Genomic DNA, 18714 nt, shown 5'->3' with positions numbered 1-18714 from the left:
TAATGTATTATGATAGAACAAGCTACAAATAAAAAAGATCTGGCTTTCTTCACCTCATATGAGTGATGAAGGCTACGAAATGCAATACATAAAAGAGGCTTTTGAATCAAATTGGGTAGCACCACTTGGACCAAATGTTAACGAGTTTGAAAAGGAATTAGCAGCAAGGTTGGAGCAAAACATGCAGCCGCATTAGTTTCAGGTACTGCAGCTATTCATATGGCCCTAAAAGCCTTAGGGGTTAAAGAAGGAGATATAGTTCTTTGCCAAAGCCTAACCTTTGCAGCAACTGCAAATCCAATTATTTATCAAAATGCTATTCCAGTTTTCATAGATAGCAACTATGAAACTTGGAATATGGATCCAAATGCATTAGAGGAAGCACTTCAAAAATATGGCGAAAGGGTAAAGGCGGTTTTAGTTGTACATTTATATGGTTTATCTACAGATATGGATAGAATAATGAATATATGTAATAGATATAATGTACCTGTTATAGAAGATGCAGCAGAATCTTTAGGTACTTATTATAAAGGAAAACATACAGGAACATTTGGTAAATTTGGTGTGTTTAGTTTTAATGGTAATAAGATAATTACCACATCAGGTGGAGGAATGTTAGTTTCTGATGATGAGGAAAGGATAAAGAAGGTTAGATTTTGGTCAACTCAGTCAAGAGACGCAGCAAGATACTACCAACATAGCGAATTAGGCTACAACTATCGTATGAGTAACATAGTTGCTGGTATTGGAAGGGGACAGTTAAAGGTTCTTGAACAAAGAGTAGCTAAAAGAAATATATTTTTGAATATTATAAAAGGGAATTAGGACAATTAGAAGGAATCGAGTTTATGCCAATTAATGAATGGAATGAGCCAAACTATTGGTTAAGTGTAATTACATTGAATGGGAAGGTAAGACCAATTGATATAATGGAAGCTTTAGAAAAGGAAAATATAGAATCAAGACCAGTATGGAAGCCAATGCATATGCAACCATTCTATGCTGATTATGATTATATTGGAGGAAATGTTAGTGAGAAATTATTTGAGAATGGTGTATGTCTGCCAAGTGATACAAAGATGACAGATGAGGATCTTGAGAGAGTATGTAGGATTATAAAAAGTGTGGTTGAATTATAGTTAAACGATGGTTTAGCAGTAGTTGAACAGTAGTTAAACGGTAGTTAAGCAATAGTTCAACAACTGTTCAACAATCACTCCACAATCGTTCAACTACCGCTCCACTATTGTTAAACTATCGTTCCAAAAGAGGTGAATCAATTGAAAAGTGAAGTTCAAACTAATGCAAGACCAAGGATAAGGACTACAAAAATAAAGGAATTTATGAAAGATTTTTCAAAAGGCCATTAGATATAATATTATCTTTAATTGCAATCGTAGTTTTAAGTCCTGTAATGCTTATTGTTGCTCTTCTTGTTAGGATTAATTTAGGTAGTCCAGTAATATTTAAACAAAAAGACCTGGGCTAAACGAAAAGATATTTACAATGTACAAATTTAGAACAATGACAGATGAAAGAGATGAAAACGGCAACCTACTCCCTGACTCAGTAAGGTTAACTAAGTTTGGTAGGTTCCTAAGAAGTACAAGCCTTGATGAATTACCAGAACTTTTTAATATTTTAAAAGGTGATATGAGTATTGTAGGGCCAAGGCCACTGTTAGTAGAGTATCTAGAACTTTATAATGAGCATCAAAAAGAAGACATGAAGTTAGGCCAGGGCTAACAGGACTTGCTCAGATAAGTGGTCGAAATGCAATTAGTTGGGAAGAAAAGTTTAATTTGGATATTGAATATATAGATAATATCAGTTTTATGAAAGATTTAAAAATAATAGTGCTGACTCTAAAGAAAGTATTCATAAGAGAAGGAATTAGTTCAAATACATCTGTAACTATGGAAAAATTTACAGGAACAAAAGTACAAAACTATTAATATATAGTTTGTTTTGGAGGTAGCTTGTATTTATGAAAGGTAATCTAATTATTATAGGTGCTAGTGGTCACGGTAAAGTTGTAGCAGATATTGCAAGTAAAATGGGTAATTGGAATGATATATTGTTTCTTGATGATAATGAATCAACTAAAGAGTGTTTAGGTTTTAGAGTTGTGGGAAAAATTTCGGAAGCTTATAAGTATAAAGAAGTTGCAGACTTTTTTATAGCTATAGGTAAAAATGAAGTTAGAGAAAAAATACAGGAGAATCTAATATATGAAGGATTTAATATAGTAAGTTTAATTCATCCAAACGCAGTTATAGGAACAGATGTAAAAATAGGTGTTGGTACAGTTGTGATGGCAGGTGCTGTTATTAACAGTTCTACTAAAATAGGCAAAGGTTGCATAATAAATACAAATTCGAGTGTAGATCACGACAATATTATAGGAGATTATGTTCATATTTCTCCGGGTGCGAATTTAGCAGGAACAGTTACAATTGGTAAGGGAAGTTGGATTGGGATAGGTAGTTCTATAATTAATAATATAAATGTTATTAGTAGTTGTAAAATCGGTGCAGGTGCTGTAGTTGTAAATGATATTAGTGAACCAGGAACGTATGTAGGGGTACCTGCAAGAAAGATAGATTAAATTTATTTAGCTGCATTAATAAATAAAATTTATAAATAGCTTTAATAAAGGAAGTGCTTACATGAAAAAGGTATTGTATGTTACAACAATATCCAATACACTAAATGCATTTTTAATACCACATATAGATATGTTAGTTAATATGGGATATCAAGTTGATATAGCTTGCAATATCGTAAACCCAATAGATGATAAATTAAAAAAATAATTACAACTTCATTTGAAATCGTGTTTAATCGAAATCCTTTAAATAAAAATAATATTACCGCATATAAAAAAATTAAAGAAATAATAAGAAATGGTAAATATGATATTATTCATTGTCATACACCAGTAGCGTCATTTTTAACAAGATTAGCTTGCAGAAAAGTAGAATATACTAAAGTTATTTACACAGCCCACGGTTTTCACTTCTTTAAAGGAGCACCATTAAAAAATTGGTTAATATATTACCCAATAGAAAAGTGGCTTTCAAAATATACGGATAGTTTAATTACAATTAATGATGAAGACTATAATTGTGCAATAACAAAAGGGTTTAAAGCAAAAAAATTTACAAGGTAAATGGAGTAGGGATTGATTTAAATAAATTTACTCAACAAACAAAAGAAAGAAAAAAGTATTAAGAAGTCAATATGGTTTTAAGGATGATGATTTTGTACTGATTTATGTTGCTGAAATGAGTTATAGAAAACATCAAGATTTATTAATAGATGTTATCTATCAGTTAAAAGATAAAATACCAAATATAAAACTTTTGTTAGTTGGTATAGGCCCGTTAAAAGAAAAATATGAAAATTTAGTTCAAAATTTAAAATTAGATAAATATATAATGTTTATGGGTTATAGAAAAGATGTCCCACAGTTGATGGCTTTATCAGACATAGCAGTTTCTGCATCAAGACAAGAAGGTTTACCAGTTAACGTTATGGAAGCGATGGCAACAGGTTTACCACTTGTAGTGACGGATTGTAGAGGAAACAGAGATTTGGTTAAAAATGATGAGAATGGCTATGTTGTTAGCTTAGATGACATAAAAAAATTTGCAAGTTGCATTGAAGAATTATATGAATCAGAATGTTTAAGAATGAAATTTGGTGAAAAAAGTTTAGATATAATAAAACAATATTCACTTGAAAAAGTAATGGACGAGATGGAGAGGGTATATTTAAATTGTATAAAAAACAGTATCTAATCATAAAAAAGAATATAGCAATAAGTGAAAAAGAAATAGAAGAACTTTTAAAGTGTTTTATATACTTAACTTTAAAATTAGTTTTTATTATTTAAACTTTATTACAAATGTTAAATATTGTAAGTTCAATAAATTTTATATGAAATTTTAAAGTTTATTATTAGACTATGATAAAATAAATGATATTGCTAAATTAAACATAAAACTTAACAGGATGTGATAAGAATGAAAATCTTAGTAACAGGTGGCGCAGGATATATAGGAAGCCATACCTGTGTAGAACTATTAAATTTAGGATATGATATGGTTGTTGTTGATGACCTTTCAAATAGTAAAGAAGAAGCTTTAAGAAGAGTTGAAAAGATAACAGGTAAGAAGTTGAAATTTTATAAAATTAATTTATTAGAAAAAGATAAATTAGAAACTATTTTTAAAGAGAACAAAATAGATGCAGTAATACATTTTGCAGGACTTAAGGCTGTTGGAGAATCTGTTGAGGTACCTCTTAAGTATTATCACAATAATATAACAGGAACAATTGTTTTGTGTGAGGTAATGAAAAAGTTTGGAGTAAAAAGATTGATATTTAGTTCTTCAGCTACTGTTTATGGAAATGTAAACAAAGTTCCGATAACTGAGGATTTCCCACTGAGTGCGACAAATCCATATGGAAGAACTAAGTTATTTATAGAAGAAATGCTAAGGGATTTATATAATTCAGATAATGACTGGAGTATTGTTCTTTTAAGATATTTTAACCCAATAGGAGCAATATGAGAGTGGTCTTATTGGAGAAGATCCAAATGGTATACCAAATAACTTAATGCCATATATTACTCAGGTTGCAGTAGGAAAACTAAAAGAGCTTAGAGTATTTGGTAATGATTATGACACCCACGATGGCACAGGGGTTAGAGATTATATTCATGTAGTTGACTTGGCAAAGGGTCATGTGAAGGCTTTAGATAAAGTAATGAACATAAAAGGAATTGAGGTATACAACTTAGGGACAGGAAAAGGATACAGCGTTTTAGATTTAGTCCACACCTTTGAGAAGGTTACAGGTCAAAGGGTACCATATAGGATAGTAGAAAGAAGACCAGGAGATGTGGCAAAGTGTTTTGCTGACCCAACAAAGGCAAATAAGGAACTTGGCTGGAGAGCAGAGAAGAATTTAGAGGATATGTGCCGTGATGCCTGGAGATGGCAAAGTAAGAATCCGAATGGGTATTAAATAATCTTTGTAAGTTGGAGGATGATTGAGTGGATACTATTAAAAAAATAAGCCTATATCTACATTTATATTTTTAATGGTAATTTTAACAGGAATATTTTTAAATCAATCAAAGGTAATTAATGGAATCAACTTTTCTTTATCGGATTTATTTTTGTAATAACATTAGTGTATTTAATTTACACAAAAAGGTTATTGATTCCATCAATTCCACTAATCTTTTTATTATGTTATCAATCAGTACAATAATGACTGCTAGCATTTATATTCCATTATTTTTGGTTTTACTTCACCTCATAAAGGTATAATAATAGGTTTCATTAAATTGTTAGTAACTTTTTTATATTTTATATTAGGCTTTAATCTTAATAAAACAAATTTAATCCAATTATTATTAAAATGGTTTGCAATTGCATCATTATTTATAGCAATTATATCAATAATTTTTGGGAATATTTCTTTAGTTAGAAGTTATATTTATTTTGGTAATTCACGATTAAGAGGTTTCATGAATGACCCAAATTATTTTTCTATACTTCAAATAATCGCAATTTCTATATTTAATTCTTATATTTTTAAAATAAAAAAATTTCATAAAAATGTTGCAGTAATAATTTTAATAATTTCGATTTTAATGTCTGGTTCTAAAACGGGATTTATCGCACTACTAATATATTTTCAAGTTGAATTTGTAATTAAATATCTAAAAAATGTTAAAAAGTTGATTATTAATTTTAGTTTGATTTTGATATTTTTTATTGTGATTTATTTATTTCCAGATATTATAAATATAATAAATTTATTTATTCTAGATAAGATCCCTGTTTATGAAAGAGTATATGTACTATTTAATAATTTTAATACTGCTTTAACTGGTGGCGGATCTGGAAGAGATGTAGCTTTTAGAAATGCATTAAATATTATAAAAATGTCTCCATTATTAGGTATAGGAATCGGTATTTATTCAGATTTTGCAGATTTGTTTTTGGAGATAGGGTAATAGCTCATAATACCTATTTACAACTAATGGTAGAATGGGGAACAATTTTTACTTTATGTTTTTTGTTTATTTATTTTATCTAATAATAAAAAAATATCAAACAAAAGAAAAAATATGGACTTTAAAAGTAATTATTATAATTTTTTATTAGGTTCAATTTCGATTTCGCTGAACAATGCACGATTGTTCTGGTTAATATTAGGTAGTTTATATTTTTGTTCGTTGACAAATAAAAATTCAGCATTAGTTATGTAAGTAAAAGAGTAATTTATTTGTGGTACAGTTTTTAGGAGTAGTATATAAAATTTAAATGAGGGAAGTTTTATAAAATATATTAAATTAAATAACACATATTTAAAATATTATTAGAAGAGGGAGTTTAATATGGACAATAAAAAGTAAGTATTATTGTGCCTGTTTATAATGTAGAACGATATCTATCAAAATGTATCGATAGTATTATAAATCAATCATACAAAAATTTAGAAATAATTTTAGTAAATGATGGTTCTGTGGATAGTTCAGGAGAGATTTGTGAAGCCTATTCAAAAAAGATTCGAGAGTAATAGTTATTAATAAAGAAAATGGTGGAGTTTCTTCTGCAAGAAATAAAGGACTTGAATTAAGCACTGGTGATTTTATTATGTTTGTAGATAGTGATGATTGGATAGAAAAAGATACAATTAGTAATTTGATGAAAATACAAGCAAATAATAATTATGATGTGATATTGTTTGGAGTTTATATTGAAAATACTATTTTTAAGAAAACTACAGTAAGTAAATTTAAAAAACAATCTTTTAATGATAAAGAACAAATAAAACAAATATTACCGAATTTAATTAAACAAGAAATAATCAATTCACCATGGAATAAAATATATAAAGCAAGTATTATTAAACAAAATAATATAAGTTTTAATGAATCTATAAGCATAGGTGAAGATGCATTGTTTAATTATGAAATTTTTTTAAAATAACATCTTTATATATATCGGAAAAGTGTTTATATCATTATATGATTAGAGATGTAGACTCTCTAACTAAAAGATATAACCGTTATAAATACGAGATGCTAATGGCTGTAAATGATAATCTTTTTGATTTAATTAAGAAAAACGGAAACAGTAACAAAATTCTTAGTGCAGCTCAACAAATAAGAATCAAGAATATATATTCTTGTTTTATGGATTTGTTTTTAAGCAAATGTCCTTTTACATTAAAAGAAAAAAAGTTATATATAAAAAATATTCTAGAAAAAGAATTTGTTAATATTAATTCATATAATATCGAAGATAGAACATATAGGTTACTAAAATTTATTTTATGTACGAAAAATATTACCTTAATATATATTATAAATTATATAATATTTAAGATAAAAAAACGAAAATAATTATAATTGAATTTGATAAATAATGCTTAAGTGGATAAATTAGAAATAAATAAGATTAAGTATTGACTATAATTATTGATATTAAGGAGGGTATTTAAATTTAATGAAGAAAAAAAGGTTTTACAAGTAGTAGGATCTCTTAGAATTGGCGGTGCGGAAAATGTAGCGATGAATATTCTTAGATATATAGATAAAGATAAATTTTCAATAGATTTTTTAGTTTTTGATAACTATACAGAAAAAGCTATGAAGAAGAGGCTAAAAAGTTAGGTGCCAATATAATAAGAATAGATAATCCAAATAAATCATATGTAAAATTTTGTTTAAACTTATACAAAATATTTAAAAATTCAAATTATAATGTAGTGCATTCACATACATTGCTTAATAGCGGTTTAGTTGTTTTAATTGCAAAAATTGCTGGAATAAAAAATCGAATATCACATTCTCATAGTACTAATAATGGAATTAAAGATAGTGATAGGAAAGAAAGTATAATTTATTATTTTTATGAAAAGATAATGAGATATTTGATTATAAAATATTCGACAGCTTATATAGCGTGTGGTAAAAAGGCAGGATACTATTTATATGGTAAGAAGATATTTGACAAAAAGGATTTGTTTTTAAAAATGGTGTAGACTTAGAAAAATTTAAATTCAATATGTTGGTAAGAGAAAAAATGAGAAAAAATATAATGTTTTGAATGATTATGTTATTATACAAATTGGTAGATTTGCTTGGGTAAAAAATCATCAATATACCTTAAAAATATTTAAAATTTTAAAAGATAAAGTAACTAATGTTAAGTTATTTTTAGTTGGAGACGGAGAAAAAGAAAGGAAATAGAGAAATTAATTAATGAATTAGGTTTAGAAAATGATGTAGTTCTAACTGGAATGAGAAGTGATATTAGTGAATTAATGCAAATGAGTGATATTTTATTATTACCATCTTTTTATGAAGGTATCCCTGTTACTTTAATTGAATCTCAAGCGGTTGGATTAAAAGCTATTGTTTCAGATAATATAAGTAAAGAAGTGTGTATTACAGATGATGTAATATCCATTTCAATTAATAATGAGTTTGAATGGATTGACAAAATAATTAAAAATATGATATATGATAGGAAAAACAATCACAAGAAATTACAAGAAATGGGCTATGATATAAAAAATGTATAGAGGAATTGGAGAGATTATACAATGAAGATTAAATATAAAGAATTAATTTTAGTTTTAGTTTATTTAATTTTAGTTGTTTTATTATAACTAATTTTAATAATATTATTAATAAATATGGAGATTTTAATCTTTGGATTTCTAAAGTAGCATTACTAGTTATTGTTCATTTACTGTGTTTAATTTTGTTTTTTAAACTGTTTAGAATACCTTTTTAAGTTTATCATTTTTATTTATTTTATTCTCATATATATTTTATTTTGGACAAGTTATTTTATATGGCTTTATGTAATCTTATGAATTTAAGTATGAACAATTATTTTTAATGCATACAACGAATCAAGTTTGTTATTTTCATTGTTAATTATATCATTTGTTACTTTTGGTATTTTTATAACACAAGTTTTTATAAGAAAAAAGCATTCTAAGAAAAATAATATTATTGTATCAACAAATCAATAGAAAGTATGCAGAAAAATGGGATATGTTTCTTTGATATTATTTTTTCCATTGAAATTATATATTGATTCAATCACTTTGAAATTATCATTACAAAGTGGCTATTGGGGACTACTGGATAGTCAAGTAACTACTAATGGAATTTTAGTTACATTATCAGATTTTTATATAGTCTCAGTAGCGTTATTAATCATTGGTAATAAATCAGATAAAAAGAAATCTAAAATCATATTAATTTTATTTTTGTTATATAACTTTATAATGATGTTTTTGGAGGAAGAGGTAAATATTTAATTTCTATTATTTTTTAAATATTTATTTATTATCAATTTATAGAAAAAATTAGGTTTAAAAATTTATTTCATCATTTTTATTTTTATATATTGTAATAACTATTTTAGCTACTATTAGAGAAATAAGGGAATTAAATGGTTATAACATTGAATTTATTATAAATGCAATAATCAATAATTATAAATCAAATACAATATCACACATATTGGAAGAAATTAGTGGAACAATACATACAGTTCAAATTACAATGGAAAAAATGGGCAATGAATTAAAGTATGCTAAAGGAATGACTTATATTAAAAGTTTATTGTTAATATTCCCAAATATAGGAGGAATATTAGATAATATTTTATATACGTCTACATATGGTAAAATGTTAAATGTTCCCTATATAGGTGGTTCATATATAGGGGAGATTTATTATAATTTTGGTTTTTTCTATTATACCAGCAATTTTTATAGGAATATTTATTAATTTGATAAGTTACAATTTATTAGAAAATATAAATTACAATTGCTATATAAGAATTGTATATTATGTTATGCCTTTTGTTACTTTATTGTGGTGAATAAGAGATTATTTTAATACTTCTGTTAGAGCATCAGTATGGGGTTATTTAATATTTATGTTATTAGAATATATTATTTATAAAAAATAGGTTTATTAAAGATGATATGTGAGTAAATTGCACAATTATAAATCTTTATAACTTATTCACATAATATAATGTTTATTTATTAAAATTTAAATAAAATTTAATTTTAATATGTATTTTTAATCTACTTTATAAGCCACAAAAATTTTTATGATTTTATGGTAAATATTATATGCTATTACCACTAAGAACTTGTGAATAATATATTTAATTTATTTATAGCTATTGTATCTGCAATTAATCCTTTATAATTATTTTATCAATGATATCTAAATTTTTGCTTTTAGAACAAGACGTTAAAATTTTTCTTCTACTTCAGACATAGAAGATATTTTTACTAATTGCATAGTAATTGTTGTGATTTTCATTTTTGTTTTAATATAAACTAAGTATTTTCAATGCTTAAGAATATTAAATTTGCTCAAGTAAAAAAGTAAATAAAAAATTTATTAGAATAAGGGTGATATGATGAAATTAAGTATTGTAATACCAGCTTATAATGCACAACATTATATACACACTTCATTAAATTCATTATTAACGCAAGATTTATCAAATGTTGAAATAATAGTTGTAGATGATGGTTCTTCTGACGAAACAGCTAAAGTTGCAAATAAAATATTAGTAAATTCTCAGTGTGTAAATTATAAAGTTATTATTCAAGAAAATAAAGGTGTTAGTGCTGCTAGAAATACTGGTTTATTAGAAGCTAAAGGAGATTATGTTTTATTTTTAGATGCTGATGATTATGTGAGTGAGAACGTTTGTAGAAGATATTACTATCGCTATTGAGCAATATGATAGTGACATAATATGTTGGGAATTTGATATTGTTGATGTAAATGGTAAAAATATTCGCAATTATTCAGATATTTATAAACCAGTGCCTTGCAAAATGACAAATAAGGAGGTTTTAGAAAATATTATTATCCATAAAAATATGTGGATATGGACAGGTAGTGCTGTTTATAAGAGAGAATTTTTATTGTATCATAATCTACTATATACAATAGACTGTATAAATGGTGAAGATCAAGAATTTATTTTAAAGGCAGTTGTAAATTCAAATAATATAGTTTTTATAAATAAAGTATTATCTTTTTATGTACAAAGGAAAACATCAATAACTAATAGTTATAATATAAGAAAATTTGATGTAATAAATGCATTAAAAGAACTTACAATTACATTAATAATGTTTCAAAAGTTGATTTAAAAGAAGTTTTAAATTATTTAATGTATGATGTTATTATAGAAAATTATATAAACAATTTACAATCTTGTTTAGCAAATAGTACTAAATTAAATGTATATCGATTACTTAATGAAATTGAATATAATTATCCAGGATTAAATAAACAAATGATTTCTATTAGAAAAAATGTAGGAGAAAGTTCAGTGAACGTCCTAAATTAATTAATTTTTTTTAATTTCACCTACCTTATATTTTATATTAGTAAATTTTAAGTATAAAATTAGAAATTTAATTAAAAAATATTGAGTTTGAAGTATTTACTGAATAAAAAATATTTTAAAATAACAATAAATAAATTTAGCATAATATTTATTGAAGTTAATAAAAAGAATAAAAAATAAATAACATATAAAGTGGAATACTTCACCTATATCATAAAATTGTTCTAATTTGAATATGTAAAAAAACAAAAAGTAAACAAATAAATTTTACTCTAATTTATGTATATTTGCCATAGTCACATAAAAATAATTTTTATTTGACTTGCAATTACAAAACTTAAATATTATTTAGCGATTACGTCGAATTATTTTTGATGATATTTTAATTGGTTTAATTGTTATTACGTCTATTCGAAACTTAGCACTTTTTAAGGAAGTATAAGTTGTCTTAAATAATTAAAAAGATTAAGGTCAAGCATAGATATTTGAAGATAGTTTGAATTAATGATCTTGTTATGACTGGACATGGAGTCAAAATCAAAGCCGTTTTATTTTATTTCATAAAATTTTCCATATAAATATGGTTGCAATATAAATAAATTACCTTTTCAGGTTTAAGGTATTATGCTTGTAACTATAAATGTATACAAAAAGGCAAAAGATAAAGAGGTTGTTGTTTATGAACCTGTATTTAAAGAGGGCAAGTTATTTAATTAAACAGTAATAAAAGATTTTAATAAATTTAAAGAGATATTAGATGTTGTAGTAACAAATAGAATATCTGAAGAGTTAGAGTATGTAAAGGATAAGATTTATACAAAGGAGATATTTTCGAGGTATTAATGAGGTGAAAGAATGAAAAAAAGTACTAATCATCATGATAATAACAGTATTATCTAAAATATTAGGTTTTGCAAGAGAAGTAACATTATCATATTTTTACGGTGCAAATAATATAACAGACGCATATTTAATATCTTTAACAATACCATCAGTAATATTTGCATTTTTGGGTGTAGCTCTTGGAACAGGATTTATTCCGATATTTAATGAAATAAAAGTTAAAAAAATGAGCAAAGTGCCATAGAATTTACAAATAATTTGATTAGTATATTTATAGTATTTAGTACGCTTATAATTTTAATTACGTTAATTTTTGCAACACAAATAGTTAAGCTATTTGCAATAGGTTTTACAGGTGAAACTTTAAAAATAGCAGTTAAATTTACTAGAATAAGTATTATAGGAATTTATTTTTCAGGTTTGATCTATATTTTTACAGCATATTTGCAAATAAAAAATAATTTTATTATACCAGCATTAATTGGATTTCCAATGAACATAATTATAATTGTTTCAATGTTTATAGCTTCAAGGACAAATTATATTTATTTAGCCATTGGAAGTATTGTAGCTTTTGCATCACAATTAGTATTTGTGTTACCTTTCGCATATAAAAAAGGTATAGGTTTTCTGTTGTTTTTAATGTAAAAGATAAATATACTGTTAATTTATTTAAAATTGCACTTCCAGCAATATTAGGTGTCTCTGTTAATCAATTAAATGGCTTGGTTGATAGAACAATAGCATCTAAGGTTGCAGAGGGAGGTATATCAGCACTTAATTTTGCAAATAAGTTACAATTGTTTATATTTGGAATATTTGTTACCTCAATTAGTACAGTACTATATCCAACCCTCTCAAAAATGGCGGCTGAGTTAAACTATGAAGGGCTAAAAAATCTTTAATTGAATCTATATCATCAATAAACCTTTTGGTAATTCCTGCAACAGTAGGTGCTATGATTTTTTCAACTCAAGTTGTTGAAATGTTATTTGGTAGAGGAGCCTTTGATGAAAGGGCAGTTAAGATAACTTCAAGTGCATTGTTTTACTATTCTATAGGTATGATTGGATATGGATTAATAGATGTATTATCTAAAGCCTTTTATTCTATGAAGGATACTAAAACTCCAACTATAATGCAGTAATATCATTAATAATGAACATTATTTTAAATATAATTCTTTCTAAGTTTATGGGAATAGCAGGTCTTGCACTTGCTACAAGTATTTCAACCATTATCTGTACAGGCTTATTGTTTTTATCATTAAGAAAAAGATAGGTAGTTTTGGACTTAAGGAAATAGTTATATCTTTTATCAAGATTACAGCTGCATCTATTGTTATGGGTTTAGTTGCAAAGTTAAGTTATAATATTCTATTAAGTAGTTTATCAAAGAACTTGGCATTGATTATTGCGATAATGGTTGGAGGAGTAGTGTATTTTGCTATTATTCCTTTTATGAAGATTAAAGAAGTTGATGTAACTATATTTAAGTTAAAACAGAAATTTATAAAGAAAGCAGCATAAACTATAATTAAGTCCAGTGATTTCACTGGACTTTTTTAAAACTTTTTCATACACATTATACAAATTTTCCTATTCATATTGAAAATTCTTCTAAAAAGTGATAATTTATTAAAGAGTATTTTTTAAAATATTTCTAAGAAACGGAGGCAGTTTTTATGGAATATATGGATATGTATAAAAGATGGCTTGAGTTTGATGAAGAGACAAAGAAGGAACTTGAGGGGCTTGATGAAAAGGAGATAATGGAAAGGTTCTATAAGGAGCTTGAGTTTGGTACAGGGGGACTTAGAGGAGTAATAGGTGCAGGAACAAACAGAATGAATGTATATACAGTAAGAAAGGCAACACAAGGCCTTGCAAACTTCATATTAAAGCAAAAGATAGAAAACCCATCAGTTGCAATAGCGTATGATTCAAGAAAGTATAGTGATGTTTTTGCTAAGGAGGCGGCACTTGTTTTAAATGCAAGTGGAATAAAGACCTATGTATATGATGAGTTAAAGCCAACTCCAATGCTATCCTATGCAGTAAGACATATGAAGGCAACTGCAGGTATAGTTATAACTGCAAGCCACAATCCAAAGGAGTATAATGGATATAAGGTGTATTGGTCAGATGGAGGTCAGGTTACAGAGGAGCTTGCAGAGGGTATATTAAAGGAGATTACTTCACTTGACTACAGTGAAATAAAGACAATGGACTATGATAAGGCGGTGGAGATGGGCCTATTTAACTTTATGCCAAAGGAAGTAGAAGATACATATGTTGAGCTTGTAAAGGGATTGACTGTAAATAAAGAGATTGTAGAAAAGATGAAGGACAATGTTAAGGTTATATACACTCCACTTCACGGTACAGGAAATAAGCCAGTAAGAAGAGTACTAAAGGAGCTTGGATACAAGAATGTATATGTAGTAAAGGAACAAGAAAATCCAGATCCAGCCTTTTCAACAGTAAAATATCCAAATCCAGAGGAGTCAGAGGTATTTACAAGGGCAATGGAGATGGCTCGTGAAATAGATGCCGATGTAATAATAGGAACAGACCCAGATTGTGATAGAGTTGGTGTTGTTGTTAAAAATTCAGAAGGAAACTATGTAGTTTTAACGGGAAACCAAACAGGTGCACTACTTACATACTATATGCTTGAGAACTTAAAGGTAACAAACACAATGCCTAAAAATCCTGTGGTTATAAAGACAATAGTTACAACAGAGTTTGCAAAGGCAATATGCAAAGACTATGGTGTTGAGATATTAGATGTTTTAACAGGATTTAAGTATATAGGAGAGAAGATAAAGGAATTTGAAATAAATAAAGATAAGAGCTTTGTGTTAGGTTTTGAGGAGAGCTATGGATATCTTGCTGGAACGTTTGTAAGGGATAAGGATGCTGTTATAGCTTCAATGCTAATTGTAGAGATGGTAGCATACTACAAGGAAAGAGGAATGAGCCTATATGAGGGATTAATGGAGCTATATAGAAAGTACGGCTTCTATAAAGAGGATTTAGTTTCAATCACTCTAAAGGGAATAGAGGGTAGTGAAAAGATTAAAAGATAATGGAGGATTTAAGAAGCAACCCTCCAAAGGAAGTTGCAGGTTTAAGGGTTGAGCTTGTTAAGGATTATAAGATGAGTAGAACGAAGAATGTTGTAAATGGAGAAGAGGGTGTGATTGATCTTCCAAAGTCAAATGTTATTCAGCTTGTGCTTGAGGATGGAAGTGTGATTACGGCAAGACCTTCTGGTACAGAGCCAAAGATAAAGTTCTACTTTATGACAAAGGGAGAAACTTTAGATAGGGCAGAGGAGAATATAAAGAGGTTTAAAGAAGAGATTTTGAAATTGGCGGAGTAGGTAAGTAGGAGTGTTAGCCTGAATTAGTGCCACTTATAGAGTGCTACCCAAGGAATGATAGTATCACCCAAGTGAAAGAATATGAGTGCCACCCAAGTGAAATGTTAAAAGTCTGACGACTTTTCACATTTGCACCAGGGTGGCACTTAGCGTGTGTGCGACTTTTCAGAGTTACACCAGGGTGGTAATTGGTGTGAGAGTAACCTTTCATATTTAGACCAGGGGTGCATTTGGTGAGTATGTGAGTTTTTGTATTTACGCAAGGGTGGTGCTTGGCGTGTGGGTGAGTTTTCTTATTTATACCAGAGTGGAATTAGATAATATTTGATTTTTTATGATTACGTCAGAGTGGCAGTTGAGCGTGTATGCGATTTTTTACATTTGTATTAGGGGATGTTGAGGAAGTAGATATTTTTGAAAATTCGTAAGCGTCAAAAATTAAGTACCTAGATATCTCATCCTCCCATTGATAGAATAAAAGCAAATATTATTAATGGGAGGTAATTTATGGGTAAAAGAATGAGTCATGCTAAATGGGAAGAATATATAAAGAAATTTGAATCATATAATGGTTCAATAACAGTAAAGGATTTTTGTATAGAAAATGACATTTGTAAAACACAATTCTATTACCATAGAAAAAGATTGCAAAAGGAAGAATCAAATAATAGAAAAGACATTGTATTTCACGCTATTCCATTAGCTATACAAGATGAGCAAAAAGAAACTGCTAAATTATCAAAAGAAGTAAAAATTACCGTAGGTAATGTAACTGTAATCATTCCTTCTGATGAAGTCAATCTAATATCTAAAATAATAAAGGAATTATCTATATCATGCTAAATATAGAAAAAGTACAAACAGTTTATCTTGCCTGCGGCTTTACGGATTTAAGAAAAAGTATAGATGGTCTAGTAATGATAGTCCAAAGTCAATTGAAGCTAGACCCATTTGAAAAAGCCTTATTTGTTTTTGTAACAGACAAATGGATAAATTAAAGATTCTGCATTTTGACGAAGGTTTTTGGTTATATTATTATCGTTTAGAAGCTAATCGCTTTAAATGGCCATCAAATCCACAAGAAGCATTAAAAGTTAATATAGAAGAATTACGTTGGCTTTTAAAAGGTTACGAAGTAAGAACAGTATCTAAATTTAAACCTATAAAACCAAGTAATTATTTTTAATAGAACATAAAAAGTCCTTGAGAAACCTTTATTTTCAAGGACTTTTATGATATAATTAATTTGTAAAATAAATTCTAAAGAGGTACTTTACGATGAATCACGAAATTTTAACTAATGAAATAGATGATACTACAAAAGCATTAATAGAAAAGATGGAAGAAGAAATCAATGCGAAATCAAAGGAATTAAGTCAAAAAGATGAAGAAATAAAAAATCTTAAAAATGAAATAGAATTTTTAAAGTCTATTATATCAAATAAGAATAAAAAGATATTTGGAACATCTAGTGAACAAGTAGATGCTAACCAACTATCTCTTTTAACGAGGCTGAAAAACATAGTGATTCAAAAGCAGAAGAACCTACTTTAGAAGAAATTACATATAGAAGAGCTAAGAGAAATAACAGTACAGGTAAAAAGATAATCTTGCAAATTTAGAAAGAGTGGTTATTGAACATAAATTAGAAGGCGAAGACCTTAAATGCAAAGAATGTGGTGAAGATCTTGTTGAAATTGGTGTTAAATCTAGAAAGGAAATTATAAAGTATGTTCCAGCTAAACTTATAGTTGAAGAACATATTATATACAGCTACGCTTGTAAAGCTTGTGAAAAAGAAACAGGCGAAAGTAATATAATTTCAACGGAAGCTCCAAAGACTATTTTTTACAACAGCATGGCTTCACATGAATTGGTTGCACATACTCTTACTTTAAAATATCAACATGCTATACCACTTTACAGGCAGGAAACATATTTTGATATGATGGGAGCCACACTTTCAAGGCAAACTCTATCAAACTGGACTATGGCGGCAGCCAAAGCTCTAGAACCAATATATAACCACATGAAAAAGAATTGTTAAGTAGAAATTATATTCATGCAGATGAAACTACTCTAACTGTAATTAATGATAATGGTACAGAGTCTAAATCTAAAAATATATGTGGTTATATATGAGTAATACTAATTCAAAGCCTGTAATTTTGTATGATTATCAAAATACCTGTTCAAGCTCTTGCCCTAAAAATTTCTTAGGAGATTTTAGTGGGTATCTTCAAACAGATGGTTATAGTGGCTATAACTCTGTTTCAAATGCTACAAGAGTGTACTGCTTAGCTCATATAAGAAGACACTTTTATAATATAATTGAAAACATGGATGAGGAAGCCCTAAAGGACTCTAGAGCTATAATAGGGTTTAATTTTTGTGAGCAAATTTATAAACTTGAAAAAGAATTACGAGAATCTTATTCAAGTGATGAAAACTATTATGAAATTAGATATAAAATACGAGCTGAAAAATTAGCTCCGCTATTAGATGAATTTATAGATTATGTTGAAAGAGAAATACCTAATGCTATTCCAAGAAGTCCATTAGGCAAAGCACTAGACTACGCTAAAAAACATTTACCTGGACTAAAGAATGTATTGCTTGATGGTTCTTTAGAAATTGATAATAATGCAGCAGAAAGAGCTATCAAACCTTTTGTGATAGGTAGAAAAAACTTTTGTTTGCAAATACATCAAAAGGTGCAACATCTAGTGCTATTATATATAGTATTATTGAAACTGCCAAGGCTAACAATATAGTTGTAGAAAAGTATTTAGTCTATTTGTTTGATAACCTATCAAAAATAGATATGCAAGATAGCGATAGCTTAGGTAATCTTATGCCTTGGTCTCATAAAATACCTGAAGATATGAAAATTAAAGATAAGAAATAAATTAATCCTAGTAAAGCTTATTTGCCTTACTAGGATATTTTAATGTCTTTTTATAAAAGTTGTAGGTGCTAAAATTTTGACGCTTACGAAAATTCTAATTGGGGTGCTTTATAATTTCTTAAAATTATGTTAAAA

At 27.5% G+C, this 18714-nt stretch carries 21 protein-coding genes and 7 pseudogenes; all 28 read left to right on the top strand.

Going from position 1 to position 18714, the window contains the following annotated elements; genetic code table 11:
* The first annotated feature begins 58 nt into the window (after positions 1-58).
* A pseudogene (locus PL321_RS18475) lies at positions 59-1142 on the top strand (DegT/DnrJ/EryC1/StrS family aminotransferase).
* Positions 1143-1319: 177 nt separating this feature from the next.
* Positions 1320-1958 (top strand): annotated as a pseudogene (locus PL321_RS18470) (sugar transferase).
* Positions 1959-1990: 32 nt separating this feature from the next.
* A complete protein-coding gene (locus PL321_RS18465; protein WP_273962947.1) occupies positions 1991-2611 on the top strand; it encodes an acetyltransferase in 621 nt (206 codons plus the stop codon).
* Between the two features lie 61 nt (positions 2612-2672).
* The gene (locus PL321_RS18460) at positions 2673-2819 is read left to right on the top strand and encodes a hypothetical protein (RefSeq protein WP_273962946.1); all 147 of its coding nucleotides are present in this window, start codon (positions 2673-2675) and stop codon (positions 2817-2819) included.
* 20 nt (positions 2820-2839) lie between these two features.
* A complete protein-coding gene (locus PL321_RS18455) occupies positions 2840-3175 on the top strand; it encodes a glycosyltransferase (protein ID WP_273962945.1) in 336 nt (111 codons plus the stop codon).
* A 25-nt stretch (positions 3176-3200) separates the two neighbouring features.
* Positions 3201-3806 carry a glycosyltransferase gene (locus PL321_RS18450; protein ID WP_273964695.1) on the top strand — a complete coding sequence of 202 codons (606 nt, stop codon included), beginning with the start codon at positions 3201-3203 and terminating at the stop codon, positions 3804-3806.
* Positions 3807-4031: 225 nt separating this feature from the next.
* A pseudogene (gene galE / locus PL321_RS18445) lies at positions 4032-5040 on the top strand (UDP-glucose 4-epimerase GalE).
* Between the two features lie 325 nt (positions 5041-5365).
* Entirely contained in the window at positions 5366-6040 is a 675-nt protein-coding gene (locus tag PL321_RS18440; protein WP_273962944.1) for an O-antigen ligase family protein, read from the top strand.
* A gap of 410 nt (positions 6041-6450) precedes the next feature.
* The gene (locus PL321_RS18435; protein ID WP_273962943.1) at positions 6451-6606 is read left to right on the top strand and encodes a glycosyltransferase family 2 protein; all 156 of its coding nucleotides are present in this window, start codon (positions 6451-6453) and stop codon (positions 6604-6606) included.
* The gene (locus PL321_RS18430) at positions 6606-7019 is read left to right on the top strand and encodes a glycosyltransferase (RefSeq protein WP_337961237.1); all 414 of its coding nucleotides are present in this window, start codon (positions 6606-6608) and stop codon (positions 7017-7019) included. The genes PL321_RS18435 and PL321_RS18430 overlap by 1 nt, the downstream gene beginning before the upstream one ends.
* Before the next feature lie 491 nt (positions 7020-7510).
* A complete protein-coding gene (locus PL321_RS18425) occupies positions 7511-7705 on the top strand; it encodes a hypothetical protein (RefSeq protein WP_273962940.1) in 195 nt (64 codons plus the stop codon).
* An 8-nt stretch (positions 7706-7713) separates the two neighbouring features.
* On the top strand, positions 7714-8076 hold the full coding sequence (locus PL321_RS18420) for a glycosyltransferase (protein WP_337961236.1): 363 nt from the start codon (positions 7714-7716) through the stop codon (positions 8074-8076).
* Between the two features lie 61 nt (positions 8077-8137).
* Positions 8138-8619, top strand: a pseudogene (locus PL321_RS18410) (glycosyltransferase).
* Between the two features lie 474 nt (positions 8620-9093).
* Complete coding sequence (locus PL321_RS22015) at positions 9094-9369, top strand: hypothetical protein (RefSeq protein WP_443110678.1); 276 nt, start codon at positions 9094-9096, stop codon at positions 9367-9369.
* 205 nt (positions 9370-9574) lie between these two features.
* Positions 9575-9844: a hypothetical protein gene (locus PL321_RS18405; protein ID WP_273962939.1), complete on the top strand. Its 270-nt coding sequence runs from the start codon at positions 9575-9577 to the stop codon at positions 9842-9844.
* A gap of 646 nt (positions 9845-10490) precedes the next feature.
* Entirely contained in the window at positions 10491-10817 is a 327-nt protein-coding gene (locus PL321_RS18400; protein WP_273962938.1) for a glycosyltransferase family 2 protein, read from the top strand.
* On the top strand, positions 10780-11241 hold the full coding sequence (locus PL321_RS18395) for a hypothetical protein (protein WP_273962937.1): 462 nt from the start codon (positions 10780-10782) through the stop codon (positions 11239-11241). Before PL321_RS18400 ends, PL321_RS18395 begins: the two co-directional genes overlap by 38 nt.
* A 1077-nt stretch (positions 11242-12318) precedes the next feature.
* Positions 12319-12528 carry a hypothetical protein gene (locus PL321_RS18390; RefSeq protein WP_273962936.1) on the top strand — a complete coding sequence of 70 codons (210 nt, stop codon included), beginning with the start codon at positions 12319-12321 and terminating at the stop codon, positions 12526-12528.
* 14 nt (positions 12529-12542) lie between these two features.
* A pseudogene (locus tag PL321_RS22010) lies at positions 12543-13189 on the top strand (lipid II flippase MurJ).
* 26 nt (positions 13190-13215) lie between these two features.
* Positions 13216-13565, top strand: a pseudogene (locus PL321_RS22005) (lipid II flippase MurJ).
* Positions 13566-13627: 62 nt separating this feature from the next.
* Positions 13628-13813 (top strand): hypothetical protein, encoded by a 186-nt coding sequence (locus PL321_RS22000; RefSeq protein ID WP_443110677.1) that lies wholly within the window; start codon positions 13628-13630, stop codon positions 13811-13813.
* 155 nt (positions 13814-13968) lie between these two features.
* A pseudogene (locus PL321_RS18360) lies at positions 13969-15671 on the top strand (phospho-sugar mutase).
* Positions 15672-16178: 507 nt separating this feature from the next.
* Complete coding sequence (gene tnpA, locus PL321_RS18355) at positions 16179-16514, top strand: IS66 family insertion sequence element accessory protein TnpA (protein WP_273962932.1); 336 nt, start codon at positions 16179-16181, stop codon at positions 16512-16514.
* 121 nt (positions 16515-16635) lie between these two features.
* Positions 16636-16857, top strand: a complete 222-nt coding sequence (gene tnpB / locus PL321_RS18350; protein ID WP_273964446.1) for an IS66 family insertion sequence element accessory protein TnpB — start codon at positions 16636-16638, stop codon at positions 16855-16857.
* Between the two features lie 92 nt (positions 16858-16949).
* Positions 16950-17225 (top strand): transposase, encoded by a 276-nt coding sequence (locus PL321_RS18345; protein WP_273962931.1) that lies wholly within the window; start codon positions 16950-16952, stop codon positions 17223-17225.
* A gap of 73 nt (positions 17226-17298) precedes the next feature.
* The gene (locus PL321_RS18340; RefSeq protein ID WP_273962930.1) at positions 17299-17718 is read left to right on the top strand and encodes an IS66 family transposase; all 420 of its coding nucleotides are present in this window, start codon (positions 17299-17301) and stop codon (positions 17716-17718) included.
* 91 nt (positions 17719-17809) lie between these two features.
* Positions 17810-18445, top strand: coding sequence for an IS66 family transposase (locus PL321_RS18335; RefSeq protein ID WP_273962929.1), 636 nt, complete (start codon positions 17810-17812; stop codon positions 18443-18445).
* The gene (locus PL321_RS18330; RefSeq protein WP_273962928.1) at positions 18364-18579 is read left to right on the top strand and encodes a transposase domain-containing protein; all 216 of its coding nucleotides are present in this window, start codon (positions 18364-18366) and stop codon (positions 18577-18579) included. The genes PL321_RS18335 and PL321_RS18330 overlap by 82 nt, the downstream gene beginning before the upstream one ends.
* The last annotated feature ends 135 nt before the right edge of the window (positions 18580-18714 follow it).

The sequence above is a fragment of the Caloramator sp. mosi_1 genome (assembly GCF_028622835.1).
GTDB lineage: Bacteria > Bacillota > Clostridia > Clostridiales > Caloramatoraceae > Thermobrachium.
This window is presented reverse-complemented; position numbering and strand designations above follow the sequence as displayed.

What these genes read in the sequence shown, in the direction of transcription:
- tnpA (WP_273962932.1), top strand. Translation starts at nt 16,179, where the DNA reads ATGGGTAAAAGAATGAGTCATGCTAAATGGGAAGAATATATAAAGAAA.
- PL321_RS18465 (WP_273962947.1), top strand. Translation starts at nt 1,991, where the DNA reads ATGAAAGGTAATCTAATTATTATAGGTGCTAGTGGTCACGGTAAAGTT.
- PL321_RS18335 (WP_273962929.1), top strand. Translation starts at nt 17,810, where the DNA reads ATGAGTAATACTAATTCAAAGCCTGTAATTTTGTATGATTATCAAAAT.
- PL321_RS18460 (WP_273962946.1), top strand. Translation starts at nt 2,673, where the DNA reads ATGAAAAAGGTATTGTATGTTACAACAATATCCAATACACTAAATGCA.
- PL321_RS18400 (WP_273962938.1), top strand. Translation starts at nt 10,491, where the DNA reads ATGATGAAATTAAGTATTGTAATACCAGCTTATAATGCACAACATTAT.
- PL321_RS22015 (WP_443110678.1), top strand. Translation starts at nt 9,094, where the DNA reads ATGGGATATGTTTCTTTGATATTATTTTTTCCATTGAAATTATATATT.
- PL321_RS18390 (WP_273962936.1), top strand. Translation starts at nt 12,319, where the DNA reads ATGATAATAACAGTATTATCTAAAATATTAGGTTTTGCAAGAGAAGTA.
- PL321_RS22000 (WP_443110677.1), top strand. Translation starts at nt 13,628, where the DNA reads ATGGGTTTAGTTGCAAAGTTAAGTTATAATATTCTATTAAGTAGTTTA.
- PL321_RS18345 (WP_273962931.1), top strand. Translation starts at nt 16,950, where the DNA reads ATGAATCACGAAATTTTAACTAATGAAATAGATGATACTACAAAAGCA.